Annotated in this window: 23 protein-coding genes; 2 read left to right on the forward strand and 21 right to left on the reverse strand. The window is 38.9% G+C overall.

What is annotated here, in order from left to right; all coding sequences use genetic code 11:
• Positions 1–70 precede the first annotated feature (70 nt).
• Positions 71–277, reverse strand: a complete 207-nt coding sequence (gene copZ, locus ACW0TQ_RS03040) for a copper chaperone CopZ (RefSeq protein WP_455725319.1) — start codon at positions 275–277, stop codon at positions 71–73.
• A 154-nt stretch (positions 278–431) separates the two neighbouring features.
• Here copZ and ACW0TQ_RS03045 point away from each other — a divergent pair, with 154 nt between their 5' ends.
• Positions 432–1,232 (forward strand): GNAT family N-acetyltransferase, encoded by an 801-nt coding sequence (locus ACW0TQ_RS03045; protein WP_455725320.1) that lies wholly within the window; start codon positions 432–434, stop codon positions 1,230–1,232.
• A gap of 68 nt (positions 1,233–1,300) precedes the next feature.
• Here the strand turns inward: ACW0TQ_RS03045 and ACW0TQ_RS03050 are convergent, their stop codons facing one another.
• From ACW0TQ_RS03050 to ACW0TQ_RS03080, 7 genes are all read right to left on the reverse strand, one after another.
• Positions 1,301–1,753 (reverse strand): DinB family protein, encoded by a 453-nt coding sequence (locus ACW0TQ_RS03050; RefSeq protein WP_042531483.1) that lies wholly within the window; start codon positions 1,751–1,753, stop codon positions 1,301–1,303.
• Positions 1,754–1,855: 102 nt separating this feature from the next.
• The gene (locus ACW0TQ_RS03055) at positions 1,856–2,440 is read right to left on the reverse strand and encodes a hypothetical protein (protein WP_042531480.1); all 585 of its coding nucleotides are present in this window, start codon (positions 2,438–2,440) and stop codon (positions 1,856–1,858) included.
• 163 nt (positions 2,441–2,603) lie between these two features.
• The gene (locus tag ACW0TQ_RS03060) at positions 2,604–3,083 is read right to left on the reverse strand and encodes a GNAT family N-acetyltransferase (RefSeq protein ID WP_042531478.1); all 480 of its coding nucleotides are present in this window, start codon (positions 3,081–3,083) and stop codon (positions 2,604–2,606) included.
• A gap of 125 nt (positions 3,084–3,208) precedes the next feature.
• Positions 3,209–3,697: a nucleoside 2-deoxyribosyltransferase gene (locus ACW0TQ_RS03065; RefSeq protein WP_455725321.1), complete on the reverse strand. Its 489-nt coding sequence runs from the start codon at positions 3,695–3,697 to the stop codon at positions 3,209–3,211.
• A gap of 77 nt (positions 3,698–3,774) precedes the next feature.
• Positions 3,775–4,647 carry an HAAS domain-containing protein gene (locus ACW0TQ_RS03070; protein ID WP_455725322.1) on the reverse strand — a complete coding sequence of 291 codons (873 nt, stop codon included), beginning with the start codon at positions 4,645–4,647 and terminating at the stop codon, positions 3,775–3,777.
• 107 nt (positions 4,648–4,754) lie between these two features.
• On the reverse strand, positions 4,755–5,372 hold the full coding sequence (locus ACW0TQ_RS03075) for an NUDIX hydrolase (RefSeq protein ID WP_193062719.1): 618 nt from the start codon (positions 5,370–5,372) through the stop codon (positions 4,755–4,757).
• 95 nt (positions 5,373–5,467) lie between these two features.
• A complete protein-coding gene (locus tag ACW0TQ_RS03080; RefSeq protein ID WP_193062717.1) occupies positions 5,468–5,767 on the reverse strand; it encodes a Dabb family protein in 300 nt (99 codons plus the stop codon).
• Positions 5,768–5,956: 189 nt separating this feature from the next.
• On the opposite strand from ACW0TQ_RS03080, the gene ACW0TQ_RS03085 reads away from it, so the two are divergent.
• Positions 5,957–7,081: a DUF4352 domain-containing protein gene (locus ACW0TQ_RS03085; protein WP_332093920.1), complete on the forward strand. Its 1,125-nt coding sequence runs from the start codon at positions 5,957–5,959 to the stop codon at positions 7,079–7,081.
• A gap of 106 nt (positions 7,082–7,187) precedes the next feature.
• Here the strand turns inward: ACW0TQ_RS03085 and ACW0TQ_RS03090 are convergent, their stop codons facing one another.
• The 13 genes from ACW0TQ_RS03090 to ACW0TQ_RS03150 all read right to left on the reverse strand — a co-directional run bounded on the left by ACW0TQ_RS03090 (position 7,188) and on the right by ACW0TQ_RS03150 (position 19,478).
• On the reverse strand, positions 7,188–8,060 hold the full coding sequence (locus tag ACW0TQ_RS03090; RefSeq protein ID WP_455725323.1) for an AraC family transcriptional regulator: 873 nt from the start codon (positions 8,058–8,060) through the stop codon (positions 7,188–7,190).
• Positions 8,061–8,151: 91 nt separating this feature from the next.
• Positions 8,152–9,132, reverse strand: coding sequence for a zinc-dependent alcohol dehydrogenase family protein (locus tag ACW0TQ_RS03095; RefSeq protein ID WP_193062713.1), 981 nt, complete (start codon positions 9,130–9,132; stop codon positions 8,152–8,154).
• 95 nt (positions 9,133–9,227) lie between these two features.
• Entirely contained in the window at positions 9,228–9,956 is a 729-nt protein-coding gene (locus ACW0TQ_RS03100; protein WP_193062711.1) for an ABC transporter permease, read from the reverse strand.
• Positions 9,957–10,667, reverse strand: coding sequence for an ABC transporter permease (locus ACW0TQ_RS03105; RefSeq protein WP_455725324.1), 711 nt, complete (start codon positions 10,665–10,667; stop codon positions 9,957–9,959).
• Positions 10,664–11,575, reverse strand: a complete 912-nt coding sequence (locus ACW0TQ_RS03110; protein ID WP_455725325.1) for an ABC transporter ATP-binding protein — start codon at positions 11,573–11,575, stop codon at positions 10,664–10,666. The genes ACW0TQ_RS03105 and ACW0TQ_RS03110 overlap by 4 nt, the downstream gene beginning before the upstream one ends.
• Before the next feature lie 136 nt (positions 11,576–11,711).
• Positions 11,712–12,206 carry an NUDIX hydrolase gene (locus tag ACW0TQ_RS03115; RefSeq protein WP_455725326.1) on the reverse strand — a complete coding sequence of 165 codons (495 nt, stop codon included), beginning with the start codon at positions 12,204–12,206 and terminating at the stop codon, positions 11,712–11,714.
• 43 nt (positions 12,207–12,249) lie between these two features.
• Entirely contained in the window at positions 12,250–13,617 is a 1,368-nt protein-coding gene (locus ACW0TQ_RS03120) for a sensor histidine kinase (RefSeq protein ID WP_455725327.1), read from the reverse strand.
• Positions 13,614–14,282, reverse strand: coding sequence for a response regulator transcription factor (locus ACW0TQ_RS03125; protein ID WP_455725328.1), 669 nt, complete (start codon positions 14,280–14,282; stop codon positions 13,614–13,616). The genes ACW0TQ_RS03120 and ACW0TQ_RS03125 overlap by 4 nt, the downstream gene beginning before the upstream one ends.
• Before the next feature lie 283 nt (positions 14,283–14,565).
• The gene (locus ACW0TQ_RS03130) at positions 14,566–15,726 is read right to left on the reverse strand and encodes an FAD/NAD(P)-binding protein (protein ID WP_289584724.1); all 1,161 of its coding nucleotides are present in this window, start codon (positions 15,724–15,726) and stop codon (positions 14,566–14,568) included.
• A 126-nt stretch (positions 15,727–15,852) separates the two neighbouring features.
• The gene (locus ACW0TQ_RS03135; protein WP_193062692.1) at positions 15,853–16,212 is read right to left on the reverse strand and encodes a hypothetical protein; all 360 of its coding nucleotides are present in this window, start codon (positions 16,210–16,212) and stop codon (positions 15,853–15,855) included.
• Positions 16,213–16,466: 254 nt separating this feature from the next.
• Positions 16,467–16,592, reverse strand: a complete 126-nt coding sequence (locus ACW0TQ_RS03140) for a hypothetical protein (RefSeq protein WP_256705596.1) — start codon at positions 16,590–16,592, stop codon at positions 16,467–16,469.
• Positions 16,592–17,821: a helix-turn-helix domain-containing protein gene (locus tag ACW0TQ_RS03145; protein WP_193062690.1), complete on the reverse strand. Its 1,230-nt coding sequence runs from the start codon at positions 17,819–17,821 to the stop codon at positions 16,592–16,594. The genes ACW0TQ_RS03140 and ACW0TQ_RS03145 overlap by 1 nt, the downstream gene beginning before the upstream one ends.
• A 205-nt stretch (positions 17,822–18,026) precedes the next feature.
• Positions 18,027–19,478, reverse strand: a complete 1,452-nt coding sequence (locus ACW0TQ_RS03150) for a carbon starvation CstA family protein (RefSeq protein WP_343765040.1) — start codon at positions 19,476–19,478, stop codon at positions 18,027–18,029.
• Between the last annotated feature and the right edge of the window lie 30 nt (positions 19,479–19,508).

Genomic DNA, 19,508 nt, shown 5'->3' on the forward strand with positions numbered 1-19,508 from the left:
TTATAAAGGAGATCGCGCGAAACCTCTCGCACGACCTTTATTAAAATATCTAGACAAGATGTGTTCCTATTTAAACAACATCATAACCTTGATCGTCAATTGCTTCGGTAATATCGTTCAGTTTAGCTTTCCCTTCATCAAAGGCAACATCCACTTTACCTTCCTGAAGACGAACATTCACTGTATCTACGCCATCCAGACCGCCTACCGCTCCTTCAACAGAACTCACGCAGTGCTGACAAGACATACCCTGAACTTGAATTGTTTCGCTAGCCATTTTTCTAACCTCCCTTACATTCTATACTCATCATAACATACCCCTTATAGGTATTGTCAAGGAAATGATTTGATTTCTTTTCACGATTAATGGACGCCGCAAACTTTTCATTGATAGAATAAAAGCGAGCTTTGTCAGGAAAGGAAGTGGCGTGATGGATAAGAAAGAGCAGAAGGAAATCATGATGCATAATTTAACTGAGAAATCAAAAGCAGCAGCAAGAAAAACAAAGGAAGCAGTCATTTATGAAGAACATGGCTTTACTTCTATCGATGCCCAGCTTCCATCCTATAATTTTAATGTCGTTACCTTATCCGAAGATACCCCGCTCCCGCAAGAGGAACATGTTCAAAAAATCATAGCTATGTATGAAAATAAAGGATACCCCATGAATGTATGGGGATGGGAAGACCAACCAGAGATAACCAGTATGTTTAAAAAAGCGGGGTTAGTTGAATACGAAACGGATTATTTAGGAATGATTGCTGATTTGACAGCATTTCATCCTGGGGGTCCTCATAAAGATTCAACGATGCAATTTAAAAAAGTTACTGCTCCAGAACAACTGATTACTTTCGGTGCAATTCTGGCCAGTCTATATGAGGAGACCGAGGAAGAAATACAAATCAATCATTATTTTCATCGTGCTGCACAGCATAGCTTTACAGATTATAAACAGTCACAGCATTTTCTTGGCTATTACCGGGGCAAACCGGTTGCTATTGGTTCATTATTGTTTACGGAAAACACAGCAGGAATTCATGATATTGCTGTGTTAGAAAGGGAAAGAGGACGCGGATTGGGTACAAAGCTGATGTACCATCTGATAGAGTCTGCTATAGCTGCAGGAGCTGAATATTGCACCCTTCAAGCCTCTCCGAAAGCGGAGGGTATTTATCGAAAGCTCGGCTTTGAAACCATCGGGAAGCTGAAAGTATATGCTAACTTTAAATGAATCTTTTCATACAATAAGCGATCCAACAAGCAATGAATCAACCTGCCCGCCGGATCGCTTTTTGCCGCTTAAGCCGCAGCCAGAAAATCTTTTATCTGTTTTAAATGATGCTCATCATGTTTTGTAAAAATTTTAAGGAAGCTCTCTGCTGAAAATTTCCGCTTTCCGCTTCCGATGGTAAATCTATCATTTTTATCTACCGTTCTAATCTTCTCTAACAGCTGCTTCCTCCGTTCCATAAATAACTCTATTATTTCATCAACGGTTTTTCCCTCAAGTGATTGAATCGCCTTTTCATTCTGCGTATCGTGGTCTGGAAATGCCGGCAGGTTCGCTCCCTGCTGCATTTGGGAAACCATATTATGAAGATTGTAGTCATCCCAATAATACATATGACCAATAATTTCTCTTATCGACCAGGCATCTTCTTTTATAGGAGTGTTCAATGTCTGTTCCTCTACTTTTTTCAGTTCGGAAACAGCGGCTATCGTACTTTCGTATGCAGTAAATACGTTACTCATATTCGTTTCCCCCTCACTTAGTCTATACCTTTCACACGCTTGAAAAAGGTGTCTTCCCGCCTGTCGGAGCAATGAATTCTATATTTGCAGATAATCTAAATCTTATTCTACTTCTGACGCAGGGACATACGATTCTATATGATCATTTAATTGGTCTCCGTTAAAATCTTCTTCCGTAACCATTAATTTATCGCCATCCCGCTCTAATTGAAAGGTGTAAAACGGACCATGGTAATTAAATAACCACGTCAGTTCAGCTGTTTCAACGGCTTCCACTTCCCCTAATAATTCTCCAATTATCTCCGTATCATCCTCTGCGGTTTGTTTCATATAATCAAAATCAATGTCACCATCATCAATCTCCAGATTTACCTTTAAGCGGCTATGTACAGAACCATCTTCTAAAATATCAACGCCGTTTTCCTGAACAGAATACGTCTCCGAACCTGCCACAAGCGCGGAAAATATATCTGATTCTACATCGCCCGGCTGGATTTCTTCCTGCTCTTGCTCTTCTTCTGTACTCTCTTCTCCATCACCGGCAGATTCGCCACTTTCAGCCTGCTCACTTTCCTCTGCCTGTTCATTGTCAGAAGCATTATTCTCATTACCTTCATCATTTCCACACGCAGCTAGTACAAATAAAGCCATTATTCCCGCTGTCATCAAACCAAGTATTTTTTTCATTTTCTTCCTCCCGTCTTTTCCTTTTAAAAATAGCATAGCGAGATTGGAAATCAACAGGGAAAAAGAACTGATTTTTCATTCTATTCTTTTACTTTCTTTCAATAACAATACAATTGTCCTGTGTTTTTACAATACCTAGAAACAGGAATATTTTTTACTCGATTTACCTAAGCTTTAAAGCTAGAATATATTGCTCTCCTTTAGGACCTTCTTTTCGTATACCCGTATCTGCAAATGCAACTTGTTGATAAAGCTTTTGTGCGGCTGTGTTTTTATGATTAACTGCTAAAATGATCTCATCACATTCAGGAAATGTATCCTTCACAAAATCCTCCAGTAACCGCATCCCTTTTCTGGCATACCCCTTGCGTTGATGAGCTTGATCAATAGATAGCGCAGTCAAAAGGATAGCGTGAGGGTTATCGGTGTATTCTTTTACACGGTCTGTCTGATGCAGCAGGAAAAAACCCACCGGCTCCCCGTGATTCATAATCATAACGCCATACTGACCTTCAGCCAGATCAACGACCTCTTTCGGCAGCGCAGTAAATTGATGCTGCTCTTCCGGAAGCTCAAATTGATACAGCTGATCCATGTATTCTTCGGATAAAAGCTTTAAGGTGATTCTTTCCGTTTTTGACATAACCCTTCTCCTTCAACATTATCTGTTTATTCATTAAATAGGATGGAGGACATCAATAAAAAAGAGAAAACCAAACCCGCCCATCATAGCAGCATGAAGGACAATTTTGATTTTCTCTAAAAGCATTATAGCTGTCTATTCTTTACCTCTAATACAGCTTCCACAGCCTCTTCTATCGTAGAGGTAATCACACCATTCCGCTTAACTAAGCCTACTAAAAATAAATTGCGATAAACAAATTGATTTTCTAAAGCATCTTCCACAAGCGCATCTATCTTTTTCTGATTATCTCTCCCCTGCTGGCGGGTATCCGTAAATACACCAACAATCGGACGTTTCAACATCGAAAAAGCACCAATCTCAGCAGCTACACCAGAATCTATCTCTATACCGTCCAGTACTGCGATTAAAATATCACTCTTTTCCAATTTGGATAAATCCGCTTCTGCAATAATCTCACTATTGGCATAAGCCGTTTTATCATTAATTGCAGCATTTTCCTGCGGGAGATATAAATCTATCTCTGGAACAGCTTCACGAATCGCCTTTGCCAGCTGTTCATTCACATAACGATCGCCCATTGAAAATAACCCATTTGCCAAGTAACCCTTCACTTCAAGCACCTCTTATCTATTTTGATTCCTGCTTATCTTTCATTGCTTACATTCTAACAAAATATGTCTGGTTACAGCTATTTTTCTTCTTGAAACTCTAAATAAATATAAGCCCCTACAATCAACACCGTTAAAATAATACCCAGAAACGCTTGCATATCTACTCCAAGCGGTGTATTTTCCAAAATCAAGGGCGGAAAATTCCAAGCTATTAAAATAACGGGCAATATCCATGTTTTCGCCCAAACAGACAGCAGTATCGCCGTTGCTGTTACAACTCCTAATAAAATCATACTACCTGCGAATGGAATCGTAACAAGCGACGTTTCCACATAACCATCTATAAAATAAGCCGCTATAAATAAAAGCATGCCTATCACTGCCGGAATAGCGAGCATGGCATATTTTTTAGATTCAGATAACTGATTTCCAGAAGTATACCGCACTGCAAATACAGAACCAATGATAAATAATAGCCCAATAACAACGGTACTCAGGATTCTAAAAAGACTGTACGCTACAATTTCTCCATACAATACCCCGCGTAAGGCGTCCCCAAACAGCATAAAAACAATCGCGCCGATCAGAATATAAGGTATCAGCCAGGATACCGACGGATTCATTTTTTCATCCACTTCTTTTTTCAGCTTGTCTACATATTCCTGTGGGGATTGATTGGTAATTTGTTCAATCGGCTCATTATTCTGTTCCATCTCATAAAGCTGCTGTGCCAGATTATCTGCAACATCTTCAATATCCGACTGCTCAATCCCTTGAGAAAATAAATACAGCCGCAGTTTTTCGATAAATCGATTACTTTCCGAGCTTAATTTCGTCCGGTCCATGTCTACTCTCCTTTTTGCTTCTATATCAATATGTTTCCACTTTTGATTATTCCATTTACTTTCGGATTGCCAGGAATTCTCTTCTTCCTGTGCATGCCTCATCATATAAGAAAACATCCCTATTCTAAAGGACATGGACGTGTTTTACAAGAAATTTAGAACAGCAGAAATATTCTCTTCTTCCCAAGAAGCAATGCTTCATCCGTATGGTATTAATCAAATAATGCCGGTTTCTCCGGGTCTCTTAAAAATTCAAATAAACGTTTGATTTGTATTTCCGTATTCCGGTTTAATGAAAGATTAGGCAGGTTATCCTCTGCAAAAAAATCAATCCCCTTTGTCTCCATACCTAAGCTGGCTTCCCCGCTGATAATCTCGCACTGAATACATAATTTATAATATTGGTAAGGCTGTGGCGGATGCGCATGCTTATTCGTATCAAAAACAGCGAGCAGCTTCTTGGCTTCAACATGAAACCCCGCTTCTTCCAGAATTTCTTTGGTAACATTTTCTTTTGGCGATTCACCGACATCGCAAAAACCGCCTGGTAACGCCCAAGCATCATCATGTTTTTCACGTACCATTAAAATACGGTCATTCTTGAAAACTACGCCCCGCACATCTACTTTTGGAGTCTGATATCCTGTTTCATTAGCAAATAAATCACGGATAGATTCAAAATTGTGGTCCGTATATTCGTTCATTATCTCGATGCTTAAGGTACGCAGCTGTTCATACCGCTCTTTATCATACATATCATTTGTGAAAGTTAATCCTGCCTGTGCTAACGACTGGATTTGCTTTGCCCACTCTAGCCATTTGTCACTCATCCAACTGCATCCTTTCTCAGATTCATTTTATGTAACCCTTGCTGCACACAGAAAAAACAGTATAGAAAACCTTTCTACACTGCTTCTATTCGTGATTATAGTTGATAATCGACACAAACTCGATCCTGCACGCATTCCTTTACAAATTCGGATACACGGACATGCTCCGGGTGTATTTGATATTGCTGTAACGCCTCTTCCGTTTCAAATTCACTATCCAGAATAATATCACGGTCACTTGTCGCCAGCGGATCAATAATGACTTTGATAGAAACAACACCATCTATCTTCTCTTTTAAACTCTCTAACTCGTTCTTAATTTTCTCTGCATTGGTCTTCTTCTCTGCTTCACTAAAATTTTCACGGTGATTCCATTGTACAATATGTTTAATCATGCCTAACAGCTCCTGTTCATTTTATATACTAAAATTTTATCACATACTGCCCTTTTGGGATATCCATAACATAATTATATTATTCACATATTTTAGAATTATTTGATGCCATTGTCTTTAAATGATAAGGTAAGAACAAAGGATTATTTGCTCAAATTTCTAAAAATTATTAAGAAAGGAAGTACGGCAATGTACAAAACAGCAAGAACAGCAGGTTTTTTACGAACGCTCCTTTTATTCATTGCTTTCGCAGTCTTGATGATTGGATGCAGCTCTAATTCCGATGAAAACAATGAAGACTCGAGCGCCGCAGCAGATCAAAATGAAGAGACGGAAGATACAGCGGCTAACGGTACGGAGGAAGAAGCTACAAATGATGAATCAGAAGGTTCTGAGCTCTATCATGAAATGGGAGAAACATTTGAAATCGAGGGATACAGTTCTGGTGTCCCTGCAGAAATTACCGTTAATGAGATATGGATAGAGGACGGAGATGATCATCAAGCATTTATTGAAGAAAGTATCGCTTCCCCATCAGAGGATGACGCTGTTGCGTTTGTTGATTATACCGTAGAAAATATCGGGGATCGTTCCATTAATATGGGGGACGTTATACCGGAATATGCAGCTCTTAATGGAAGTTTCGACCTTGATTTAAGTTACCCTGAAAACGATACATTCACTGACCAGCTGGCGTCTTTCCAGGAAAGTTTAGACGAAGGCGAATCCATGGATTTGGTCGGAGCTGTTGCGGCAGATGAAAAATCACTCTATGCCGGTGCACTCATGTGGAATTTCATGCAGGATATACCTGAAATTGTTTTCCACACTCCTCAGGATGAGCGCAGAGATCAGATTGGCACTTATGATATTGGAGAAGACATGTATTTAAACGATTATGGAGAAGATACATTTTTCAAGGTGAATATCAGCAATGTGGAAATCAATGAAGGGAATGAAAATCTTGATTTAAGAGATGAAACGGAATCTGTGCTTGCTGTTGATATGACATTTGAAAATCAACTTGATGAAGATGTAACTTTATATCATAAATTTCCACAGCCGCATGTAGAAGGCCTGGTAGATGGTCAAGGAGCAAACAGTTCTAATCACCTTGTAATCGATGGACAACCTGTCGAAGATTTATATGAAGGACCTGAGGGAAAAATTGGTCCAGGTGAAACGCTGGAAGGAACCGTCTATTATGAAATAGTCAGTGATGATGTCGAGGATGTTCAGCTGCTTTTTCCAAATCCATCCCTGCTTACATTTCCGGATTACGGGATGTGGGTTGATTATAATTTGGAGGGTTAACATATCGTAAGGGAAGCATCCTTTATGAATCTCCAAAACAAATATCATCATTATGAAAAACGAGGCGCTCTAAAGCAGCACCTCGTTTTTCACATTTGTGTCCCTTCTAATCCTTTCTCTTTACAGCCATCCAAATCTCACTATATACATTATCCAGATTGCTATAATCTTCTACAAAAGAGATTTCAGGTGCTTCCACTAATTCATAACTGGAGGAAGGAAACCATTCAGCAGTAATTTTTGCCCATATTTCCTGCATCGTTTGAGGGAACGGTCCTTGTGAAGAGAAAATAGCCCAAGTATGGGCAGGTACCTCCAGCACATCCAGCCCGCCAAACGGTCCTTCTTCGTCTGTCAATACACCAATCATATGCTCTAAATATCCTTCTTCTTTCATTCTGCCTTCATCAAAATGATACGAAGCATTAATTACTTGTCTAGGCTCTAGATTAGCATGTTCATGCATTTTGCCTTTTTGAGATTCCGTAATACTTTGCGCCAGCTTTTCAATTTCCGGATTAACTCCTTCAAACTGCATTGGCACTTTTTTACTGACACCAATTATTTTAAATGCTTCTTTTTCCACAATTCGATAATTCATATCTGCTCCTCCTTGAATCGTTAGTTGGAAGGTTAGTTTCGGAAAAGCTTTAAGTTTGTGCTTTTGCTGATGCTTCACTTCAGAAGGTTTACATCTTGCCCATTCCCGGAATGCGCGGGAGAAACCATCAACAGAATGATAACCATACTTAAAAGCCATATCTGTCACATTAACATCCTCCCGCAGCAGATCAAACATTGCATTGGAAAGCCTCCGATTGCGAATATAGGCTGTGAGAGTCATCCCGGCCAAGAAAGAAAACATTCGCCGGAAATGGTAAATCGACGTACCAGTAATTTTTTCAATTTCTTTCTCATCGATTTCTGTATCCAAGTTCTCTTCAATATATTGTAATGCTTCGTTCATGCTGCTTTGCATTTCCTTTCCCTCCTTCCATTGATTCAAGTATAGAGACTTCTTCGGTAAACCACTCGACAAAAAAGAAACGGGTTTTATCGGAAAAACATCGTCAGCTGCCGGATAAGATTACTTTACCCTTTCTGCCATCGGTAAGTGTATCCAATGCCTGCTTTATATCTGCCAAATCATAATTTGCTTTCTCAATACCCAGCAGCAGCTCTTCCTTCTCCACAAGCCTCAAAATTTGCTGGAAGGCCCCCTGCCATTTCCCCTGGCTTACCCCCTTATTCCAATGTCTTAAATGAAAAATATTCATTTTCACTTTATCTGCAAAGCCTCCCCAATCCATCTGCTGTCCAGACAACAAGCCGATACTCAAAAAACGTCCCTGATTGCGCAAACAGCCAGCTAAATCAGAACCAGCACTGCCTCCCAATGAGTCAATCGCCGCATCGGCTCCTTTTCCATTTGTTTTGTCCATCACCATTTCAAAAAGGGATTGGCTTGAGATATCTACCACTTCAGAAGCGCCAAGTTCTAAAAGCTTCTGTGTATGTTTATCATTTCTCACAACTGCAATCAAACGTAAATTTAAAACTCTTGCAAGCTGCGCATATAAATGTCCAATTGCCGACCCACAAGCGTTAACTAACAGCACACTACCTGACTGTAATTTCAATATCTCTGTCAGCGTAACCCACGCCGTCAAAGGATTAATATATAGTTGTGCAGCCTGTATCTTATCAATGGATTCCGGTACAGGTACAGCAAATGCAGCAGGCACCCGGACAAAATCCTGCCATGTCCCCTCTCCCCGTAATGGTAAAACACGCTTGCCTATTAGCTCTTTGCTGACATTAGCACCAACATCCGCTACAACTCCGACGCCTTCGTAGCCCGGAATATAGGGCAGAGGAATTCTGTGTGAATAGCTTCCTCTTACCGGGATTAAGTCTGATGGGTTAATTGGTCTGGCTAACATGCGTACAAGTACTTCTCCTGCTTCAGGGGGAGTGATTTCTTTGTCTGTTATTTTTAATACTTCATTAGGATTACCAAATGAATCACAATAAATATATCTGTTTCGCACTTTAAGATATCCTCTCTTTTAAAACGTTGCCTTCTCCCTATTATAATGGAAAAAGGAACAGCAGACGACTGCCATTCCTTTTGTGTTTCTTCTTATTAAATCGCTTTTCTCTGGAAATACAGATAGCCTCCAATGAAAAACAATAGAAAACTGCCGCCAATCACCATTAATATTTGATTCCAGGGAACAAAAAAGACATCTCCTGTACTTCCGCCAATATTCATCATTAGAAATGGCTGTCCCCACGGATAATATGGGCCAAAACGCTCCGAATTAATAACTAAAATCGTTGGTAATGTAAAAATAACATTTATCGCGAATGGGGCGGCAAAACTTTTAAATGCGATCGAAACCCATAACTGTAAAGCAATTAATGGAAAAGTGGCCAGCCAGCCTCCTACAATCGTTTTCCAGACAATATCCATCGGAAAAGGATCAGTGATCCCCTCTATCATTCCAACCAGATAAATAGAGACCAGATACAATAATTGCATCGCAAACACCAGAAGCAGCAGCAATAGATATTTAGATAGAAAGACTTTTCTCCTTGTCACTGGCAGCGCCAGCAGCTGCTTCCAACCTCCTTCCTGATGCTCGTACCGGCAAATCACACTAGCTAAGACCCCTGAAATTAACGGCAGGAATAAAACAGCGTAGGTAAAATTCATCATTATCAATTTTTCATACCATGGATTGGGTGCCCCTATATCGCCTAGCGGACTGGACATTCCTATAAATAATCCAATCAGCGGTGCCACTAATAGAAGTAGTAGTACTTTTGACTTTCGCAGCTTATACCATTCAGAACTTATTACGGAAAACATTTATTTAACGTCCCTTCTTTTAAAATCAATCATTCCCAGCAAATACAGAAACACTCCAAAGCCGATTCCTAACAAGGCATTGATATACGTATGACCCCAATCATTAGATAGAGCCGGCCATTTCCACATCATCCAATCAGGTAGAAGCGGAGCAGAATATGCAAAAATAACACCAATCACGCCTAGAGTTACCGGGATAGCCTGATTTTTACTTATCGTAGCCACCCAGAGCTGCAGTCCTAACACCGGCAGAGCAGCAAAGAAAGGTAAAAAACTGTACTCCATTAACCGTAAATACGGAATATCTTCTCCTAATCCCAATGTCAGACCGTAACCAAATACAAACAGGAATAAAAGGACGGAGGACAAAAATAAGATACAGCTGATTACCGTAAACTTAGATAGATATACTGACCGTTTGGATACAGGCAAAGCAACTAACTGCTTCCATGCATTGGTTTCATCTTCAATACTCGACATAAAAGATGTTAAAATCACAATCCCCAAAACAATCGCAAGCGGGGTAAATGTATTGATATTCAAAAGATAGTAAAGCCAGCGATCATCCATCTGCTCAAACAGATAATCTTTTCGCACTCCATAATTGACCATCTGCAATGCCACCACGCCCAAAGGGCCAATCAGACACAACAGCCACATACCTTTACGCTTTATCTTTAAAAAATCCGATTGTATCAGTGGAAAAATCATTCTGCATGTTCCTCCTTTGTCATCTCCAAGAAGATATTCTCCAAAGACCGTGTTTCTTCTTGCACCCGATAGATAGAGAAGCCTTGCTGGACGAGGTAGTCAATGGAAGCAGCTACCTGTTCATCGTCCTCCACTTGCAGATTGATATGTTCTTCTCCTAAATCGGCTTTTTGTCCATTGGCAAGCATTGAACGCCAAGCTGCTTCATTATCATTTACCTTTATTTGAATCGAAGCTTGTGCAATTTTACGCATGTTTTCGATAGAATCCTGAAAAATCATTTTCCCTTTAGAAACAACACCAACTCTTGTAGCCATCTGGTCAATCTCAGATAATAAATGGCTGGATATTAATACCGTCATCCCATATTCTTTCGGCAAACTTTGAATCAATTCACGCATTTCAATAATACCGGATGGATCCAGTCCATTTGTAGGCTCATCCAAAATGAGCAGCTCCGGCTGATGAAGCATGGCAGCAGCACTCCCGAGGCGCTGCTTCATTCCAAGTGAAAAACCTTTTACTTTTTTATTCCCAACTCCATGCAGGCGAACCAGCTTCAATACTTCATCTATTCTTTCCTTTGGTGCATGAAGAATTTTTCTGCTTGCTTCTAAATTTTCTTTGGCAGTTAAATGCGGATAATACGAAGGGTTTTCTACCAGCGAACCCACATTTTTCAAAATGTCTATCCGGTTGTTTTTCATATCTTTGCCAAATAATTGAACAGAGCCGGAAGTTGGCCGCATCAACCCTAACAGCATACGAATTGTTGTCGTTTTACCAGCCCCGTTAGGACCAAGGAAGCCATAGATTTCTCCCTTTGGTATCTTCATTTCCAAATTTGACACTGCTTTTTCTTTTCCAAATGATTTTGTTAAGTTCTTTGTTTCTACGATATATTCCATGATTATCACCTCTACTTTCAAGGTTAAAGATGGAAGGTTAAAATAAAGTATGTGCTTTGTTTAAAATTTGTTTAAAAAAGCCGGAATTTTTAAGTTATCTTGCTTGGTGAAATGCCAAAAAAAGAGACAGTTTATATCACCCGTCTCTTTTCATTGCAACATCTAAAATACTTTGATGTAATGTATTCCAATTTTTATTATATTTTTTTATATCTTTCGGATTTATCCATATTCTATCTCTCGATTCATGAGCGGCTTTAAATTCATAAATTTGCTGCACATCCATGCGATAAAAAATCTGATAACCAACTTTTGGGTAACGTCCTTCCGAATTCCATTCGATATTTTCGGTATGATTTACTGCGATATATCCTAAAAGCGAACAACTGCCTGTAATATAGCCTTCTTCATAAGCTTCACGTTTAAAACAATCTGCAGGCGCTTCCTCTTTTTCAATATGCCCGCCCGGTATATCCCAGCCCCTGTGATTTAAATTCACCAGGAGCAATTTATTATCCTTGAAGCATAAACCGTGTGCACTTGTTATCAATTCCTTTTCTGGAAGTTCGTTAGCTTGTATCCAAGTTAATTTTACTTTTCCATTTCCCCAATATACGTAAGCACTTTTCATTATCACTTCTCCCTTAAGAGAATTTCTCTACTCAAAACAAGGCCTAAACATCAGATCTTTTTACTCTAATAATTTTTATCGTTGTTCCTTCTTCCGTAGAATTCATGTCCCAATCCAGGTCCATACCTTTTACCATCATATCAACAATAGAAAGACCAATCCCAGCACCATTTTGATCTGTACTCGTCTGCATTCCTTTTCCTTTATCTATAATAACAATGGCATCGTGGTGCTCCGTTGACTCTGTTCGCACTGCGATATATTTGCCATCTGCCGCATGACGCAGCACATTTTGTAACAAATTATCTAAAATCCGGCTGAACCACAATGAATCTACTTTCCACATATTTTGTTCAAAAGGTTCTATGTCAATATTAACTTCAAACCTTTCCTTTTCAAAGGCTGGATACCAGCTTGCCAAATACTGTCGGAGGAACCTTGCCATATCTATTTCTTTTAAATCTTTCTTATACTTACTCGCCATAAGCAGCGTATAAGACAGTAGATTTTCGATTAATTTATCCACGTCTTCAATAGAGGTTGTCGCCAACTTAAGGGAATGCTTTGCCTCTTTTGGCAAATTCATTTTCTGCAATGTATAGGCTTGTGCGTTTATTTTAGTTAAAGGTGTTCGTAAATCATGTGATAAATTAGCAATTAGCTCTTTACGCAGTTGTTCCTCTTCTTGTTCACGCTCTCTGCTCTCTCTTAATTCCTGTACCATTTGATTAAAAGACTTCTCTAAATCACCAATCTCATCCTGCTTTTTTTCTTCAATAAGGATCGGTAACCCATCTGTATCTCGAATTTCCATTGCTTCTTGCAGATGGACAAGACGTTTACGAATTCCTCTGAAAAACCATAGGGATATAAAAATAAACAAAAACACAACACCTATCGTTAACATAACAATAGCCCAGCTATACTGATCAAAAAGGCGTTGTCCCTGGGGTTTCATCACTTCCCGCTCCAGTTGAAAGACAATAAAGCCATCTTCCTCATTTTCTCCTGCAAAAGCAACAACAGTAAATGGATCATTATTGTAATTCCTTTTTAAGAAATCTGCAGTATAAGCTGCATCCCATTCCACAGGTAAGTTTTCTTGAAGGTTACTTTGTTCAGCCAAAATACCATTCCCATTCACCCAAAACATAGACGCGTTTGGATAGACCTCCCGCCACTCTTCAAATAGTTGATTCACATCGTCTTCCGATACTACGGCAGTGGCTTCCTGATGCCATTTCTCTTCTATTTCTGTAAATGTATATTCCCCTTCCTCTGGGGAATCCGAATCGTCTACTAAATTAAAGAAAACAAAAATGATAATGAAGTAGGCTGCTTGTACTAAAAAAATGGCAATGAGGATAATCAATATATATTTTGCTAATAAAGATTTCAAAAACCGCTTCATTTTTTCACCCGATATCCAATCCCACGAATCGTCTCAATAATTGTTGGTTTCGCTGGATTTTCTTCAATTTTTTCACGCAAATATCGGATATGCACCATCAACGTTTTATCTCCCTCCATAAACCGTTCGCCCCATACGCCTTCATAAAGCTGCTCCTTCGTTAAAATTTGATTCAGATGGCGAAGGAAATATTGAAACAGCTGATATTGCTTTCCTGTCAGCAAAATTTCTTCTCCTGTATGCTTATTGATAATAACCAATGATTTCGTATCTACTTGCAGATGCCCAATTTCGAGACTGTCATTCTCTTTTTGAAAGCGGCGCAGCAAAGCTTCCACACGTGCTGCTAATTCATCCGGATGGAACGGCTTGGTAACATAATCATCTGCAAAGCTTAATCCTTCTATCTTGTCCTCCACGGCAGAGCGCGCAGACAACATCACAATTGGTGTGTCCTGATTCATTTTTTTGATTCGTTTTCCAATAGAGAAACCATCAAGTCCCGGCAGCATAATATCTAAAATGGCAAGGTCGATACCATTTATATATTGTTCTAATTGGTTTCCGGAAATCAGCCAAGTCACATTATGCCCTCTTCCTGTTAAGTCCTCTGTTACCCATTGGCCAATTTCTTGTTCGTCTTCGATATATAGGATGCGTGCCATTTATTCCACCTCATCACTTTATCAATTTCCTTATGATTATTTTTTTCTCTCCTGATGTGCTTTTCAAATAAAGTATAATCATTTATCTATTAACCATCATAGCAATTCTGCGAATGAAAAGAATCGCCAATTTCTATTTTTAAACAAAATTTAAACATCATCCTATATATAATTGCAAAAAATAAACTATCCCAGCTAATTTTATATTTTCATCTCATAAAAAAACCGCCTCACACAATAATCCATAGTCAATGAGGCGGTTCTAACTCCCTATTCTATTTCCTTAAGCAAACTGCAAAATCCGTTCCGCAGCCTTCCTTGCTCCTGCAATATTTCTGGAAACCGGACCTATCTCCAACTCAGCTAACGCTCCTGCCACAAACAAACCATTCTTCCATTCCAGCGATCTAGGAACAATCGGAAAACCACATGGGGCGCAGGGCAGCTGCATCTGCTCAATTACCGGATCTAACCATTCCTTTCCCGGCATTGCAATGGCTGGACCGGTTGCCAGTAAAATAGCGGTTCCTTCCAGCTTTGCTTCATTTTCCATAAACAGCTGCATACTTCCATCCGTGTCTTCTCTAATCTTTTGAATACAGCCTGTATGAATATCCAGCCTTCCTGCTCTCTTTTGCTTCAATAATTTCAAATATAAATCTCTGGTGATGGAACCTCGATTCCTTGCTTCTTGTATAACCAGCCTTCGTTCCTTATAGCTGGTCAATTTATGATACTTATTCAAATACTTAGGCCCGAGCCATCCTGGATCACTATCAAAATGGTGAACACGTAACGGATGCCGCTTCACCATGGTGACAGAATGAATAGATTCTTTTTGTGTAAGTGCATAGGCAAGATGTGCTGCTGTCATCCCGCCGCCAACTACAATCACATCCCCCGTTTCCGGAAGGCTGCTATCCATTTCAAACACATGATTTATTGCTTTATGATCCTTATACGAGTCAATCCATGAGGGATAATGAGGGGTATGATTCACTCCCATAGCAAGCACCACTCTCTCACTAAAGAAACAACGTCCGTCTTCCACCCAAACCTCCCATCCCTGTTCCGTCCATGACAGTCCGTTTACCACTCCCTGCAGCCAACATTCCATGACGCCTGTTTCTTCTAACAAATCCATACTGTGCTGATTAAACATATCCAAACGCGGTCGCTGATACTGTCCTTTCAAACCCGAGGCATAATTGTTTTCAGAAGAGTATTTTTTTAAACTGTATGGATCCGTATGCAAATGATGTACTAAAGGAGAGCGTAAATATTTCATTTCAATCTTCTCTGTGATTGTGCGCCATCTTTCCAATGGCTGTTTATGTGGATCAATAATCAGTACATCTTTTACCTCTGCTTTTTTCTCTTCAAGCAGCCGTGAAGCAACACAGCTTCCTTGGATTCCTCCACCAATCACTATCCATTTATACATACCTGTTCCTCTCCTTCCCAAAAGCGTAATCATTACGGTTGAAAAGTTAAAATTTTTTCTTAAGATTCCTCCCTATTTGATTCCCATATCCGCTTCCGAATGGTTGTTTTTCTCTATTACCTTTCATTACAATCCTTCTGTATAAAAATATTTTCTATGTTCATTTTTTTCAAAGGCAGTCGAAACAACATTTGTACAATCAAGCCAACGTGCTTCTGCTTTTATCATTTTCGTTCTTTTCTCTATCTTTATTTCTATTTCTTTTAACACTTCCAAAAGTTCATGTAAGGATAAATTGAACGCTTCAGCTACATGCTTATGAGGAGATTCAGCTCGGATTAAATCTATAAAATGTTCGGGTGTTAATGCTTTTTCAGAAATCATATTTTCTATATTTATTACTTTTTCATATAATAACTGCTCCTCGTTTGAGAGAAATCGGCTGATCACCTTATTCAAAAGTTTTGCTTCTATGTAGCTTTCCATTTTAAACGCCCCCCATAAAATAATTCACCAAAAACGTAATCATTACGATTTGTAACGGAAATATTATTACTTTACCATGAAATATAAATAAAAACAATCTCTTTTTCGATAAACCGCTCTCTAACTTCCAACGCTTCCTTACGATATGTATCTATTCCCTAAAAAAGTATCCAAATTCATCTGCTCTGCAAAAAAAAAGCCATCTTCCACCAATCTAATGGTACAAGACAGCTTTTCATCCTTCACATACTCTCTTAAAAATCTTTCGGATCAAGGCTATGCGTTGAATCTGGGTACTCGATTTCGTCTGCAGCGCTTACAGACATCGTTACACTGAAAAATGCGAATACGGCTAATGCAGCAATTAATAATTTCTTCATCAAATCCCTCCTTTCATATCCAAAACATTTTTTATCTTAAAATAAGCCTGTTTATATTGCTTATTTTGAGAATAGTAGTTAGATAGCAATACATTATAATGTATTAGAAACTCTTTATCATTTTTCTTTTCCAAAAACGGTATGGCAATGGTTTCTAAGTATTCTTTAATATTCTCTTCATTCAACTGTAAATGAAGTACATGAAACTTAATGATATACTCTTCCAATCCCTTTTTTTCTGCCACTTCTTGTCCTTCCGTAATATACTGCATCGCTTTTTCTTTATTCTCCATGCTCAAGTACAATTTTGCTAAGGCATATATTGTTTTCATACTATGTTGTTCTTCTACAGAGACGGAGAAACTTTTTTGATAATAGTCAATTGCTTTTTCAATATCCTTCTTTTTTTCAAAGGCCAGTCCCAGATTATGATAGACCTTCCGAAGTAAATTTTTATCATCCTCTATAACCTTCTCTATACGATCATAATAATCAATCGCTTCGTCATAATTGCCCATCTTAAAGTAGTTAATACCCAGCAAAAAATAACAAACTGTACATTTATCATAGTTCATTTCCTGTAAATACTCATTTAAAGCTTTTTCCAAGTGCTTAATCGATTTATATATGTTACCTTTCCGGTTGTAAACCAAAGAAAGTTCATAGTGAATATCTGCTTTATACGGATAATTTAAAGAGTTTGCCAGCCCCAGGTATAACTCTAATGCAGCATCGTAATCACCTGTTTCATAATAGTATAAGCCACAAACTCTATTAAATAAAGGCATCGTCTTCAAATTACTATAATCTTGTAAAGATTCTGCCTCTTGAAATTTTTCTTCAATTTCCTCTATTGTTGAAAATCTTAAAGCAAATCGCAACTCTATTAAGCTGATCAGCAGTCTGATACCAGGATCTGATGAATTTTCGAAGTCTTCCAAAAATGATTGATAAGCTTCTTTGGCTGCAGCTTGGTCTTCTTTAATCAAATTATAGATATTCTCTGCTTCTTGAACAACCTGATCATTCACCACTTCTTCTATTTGTACTAATTCTTCAGGGGCGATTCCAAACCGTTCAGCAAGCAATTGTAGAATCTCTTCATTAGGAACGACATTACCGTTTTCAATCTTGCTGTAATAGGATACAGAACAAATACCTTCAACTATCTCATGCTGGGTAGAATTCTGCTTATTTCGTAAAAATTTAAGTTTTTGCCCTAAATCCAAAATCCTCTCTCCTCTTCATGAAATTTTTTACCTAGTTTAAATGTAACATAATTTCAATGGGAAGTAGAAGCATTCTTTTAATTTTTAAGGGATATCCTCATAATTATGGTTAATATTCACAAATAATTAAATAAAATAAAATGAATTTGTAAAATTTATAAAAAAAGAACAAGATAACCGCTTCCAGTCATCTTGTTTTTTATAATTAAGAAGCTTGCTTCCAATCAGAGACATCCACTTCAAGCGGAATATTATTAGCACGTGCCTTTGCAGCTGCTTTAAAAAATAGAACTACTAGCAGCGCTGCTCCAATAAAGCCGCCTCCCCATGATATATTCATAGGTAAATTAAAACCGATTGGCTGTGACAAAATATAGGTGATAACCATGATCAGCATAAATGTTCCCGGAATCAATGCGACGAAATAATTTTTTCCTGCAATATAGAGATACATCGAACCAACAAATAGAGCAATTACTGCCGTTGACTGGTTTGCCCAGTTAAAATAGCGCCACAATAATTCAAAATCAATTTGCGTTAAAATCATCGATACTGCAAATAATGGCAAGGCAATCCACAAACGGCTGGAGAACTTTTTCTGTCCAATTTTTAAGTAGTCTGCAATAATCATTCGCGCACTGCGAAATGCTGTATCTCCAGAAGTAATTGGAAGTATGATAACACCCAGCACGGCTAGTGTTCCGCCAATTGCTCCCAGAAGCGTAGTGGAAGCTTCACTTACAATGGCTCCTGGTCCGCCAGCCGCTAAAATGTCATTCAATCCATTATAGCCGTTAAACATGCTCATGGCAGCTGCAGCCCATATCATTGCAATAATCCCTTCTGCAATCATCATGCCATAGAAAATTTTACGTCCTTCTTTTTCTTTTCTGGTTGTCCGCGATATAATCGGTGTTTGTGTAGCATGAAAACCTGATAAAGCACCACATGAAATAGTAAAAAACAATAATGGAAAGATAGCTGCCCCTTCAGGATGAAAATTTTGGAAAGAAAGCTCTGGAATTGGTGCTCCCGTTACTACTAAACCAATTCCAACACCAATTGCACTCAATAAAAGCAATGCTCCAAAATAAGGGTACAGTCTGCCGATAATTTTATCGACTGGAAGCATCGTAGCCAAAATATAGTAAGCAAAAATAAATGCAATAAAGATACCTAGGGCGACACGACCGTCCGCCAATAAATGAAGCAGACTTGCTGGTGTAGAAACAAATACCGTACCAACCAGCAATAGTAAAAGGACTGCAAAGCCGTTAACGACATGCTTCATAACCTTTCCTAAAAACTTGCTCGCAAGCTCCGGCAGATGCGCTCCCCGATTGCGGATAGAAATCATCCCTGTTAAATAATCGTGGACGGCCCCTGCAAAAATGCATCCCACTACTATCCAGATAAATGCTGCCGGTCCATATAACGCTCCCATAATCGGACCAAAAACCGGCCCGGTACCAGCAATATTCAAAAGCTGAATCAGCGAATTTTTAGGTGTACTCATGGGAATATAATCCATGCCGTCACCGTTCACATAGGCAGGTGTCGGCCGGCTTTCTTTGACTCCGAAAAGCTTCTCAATAAATTTCCCATACGTAAAATAACCGATAATTAATAAAACAATTCCTGCTAGAAATGTATACAAACTTTCTCCCCCCTCTTCCACCATCAATGA

The sequence above is a fragment of the Oceanobacillus sp. M60 genome, from assembly GCF_053839645.1.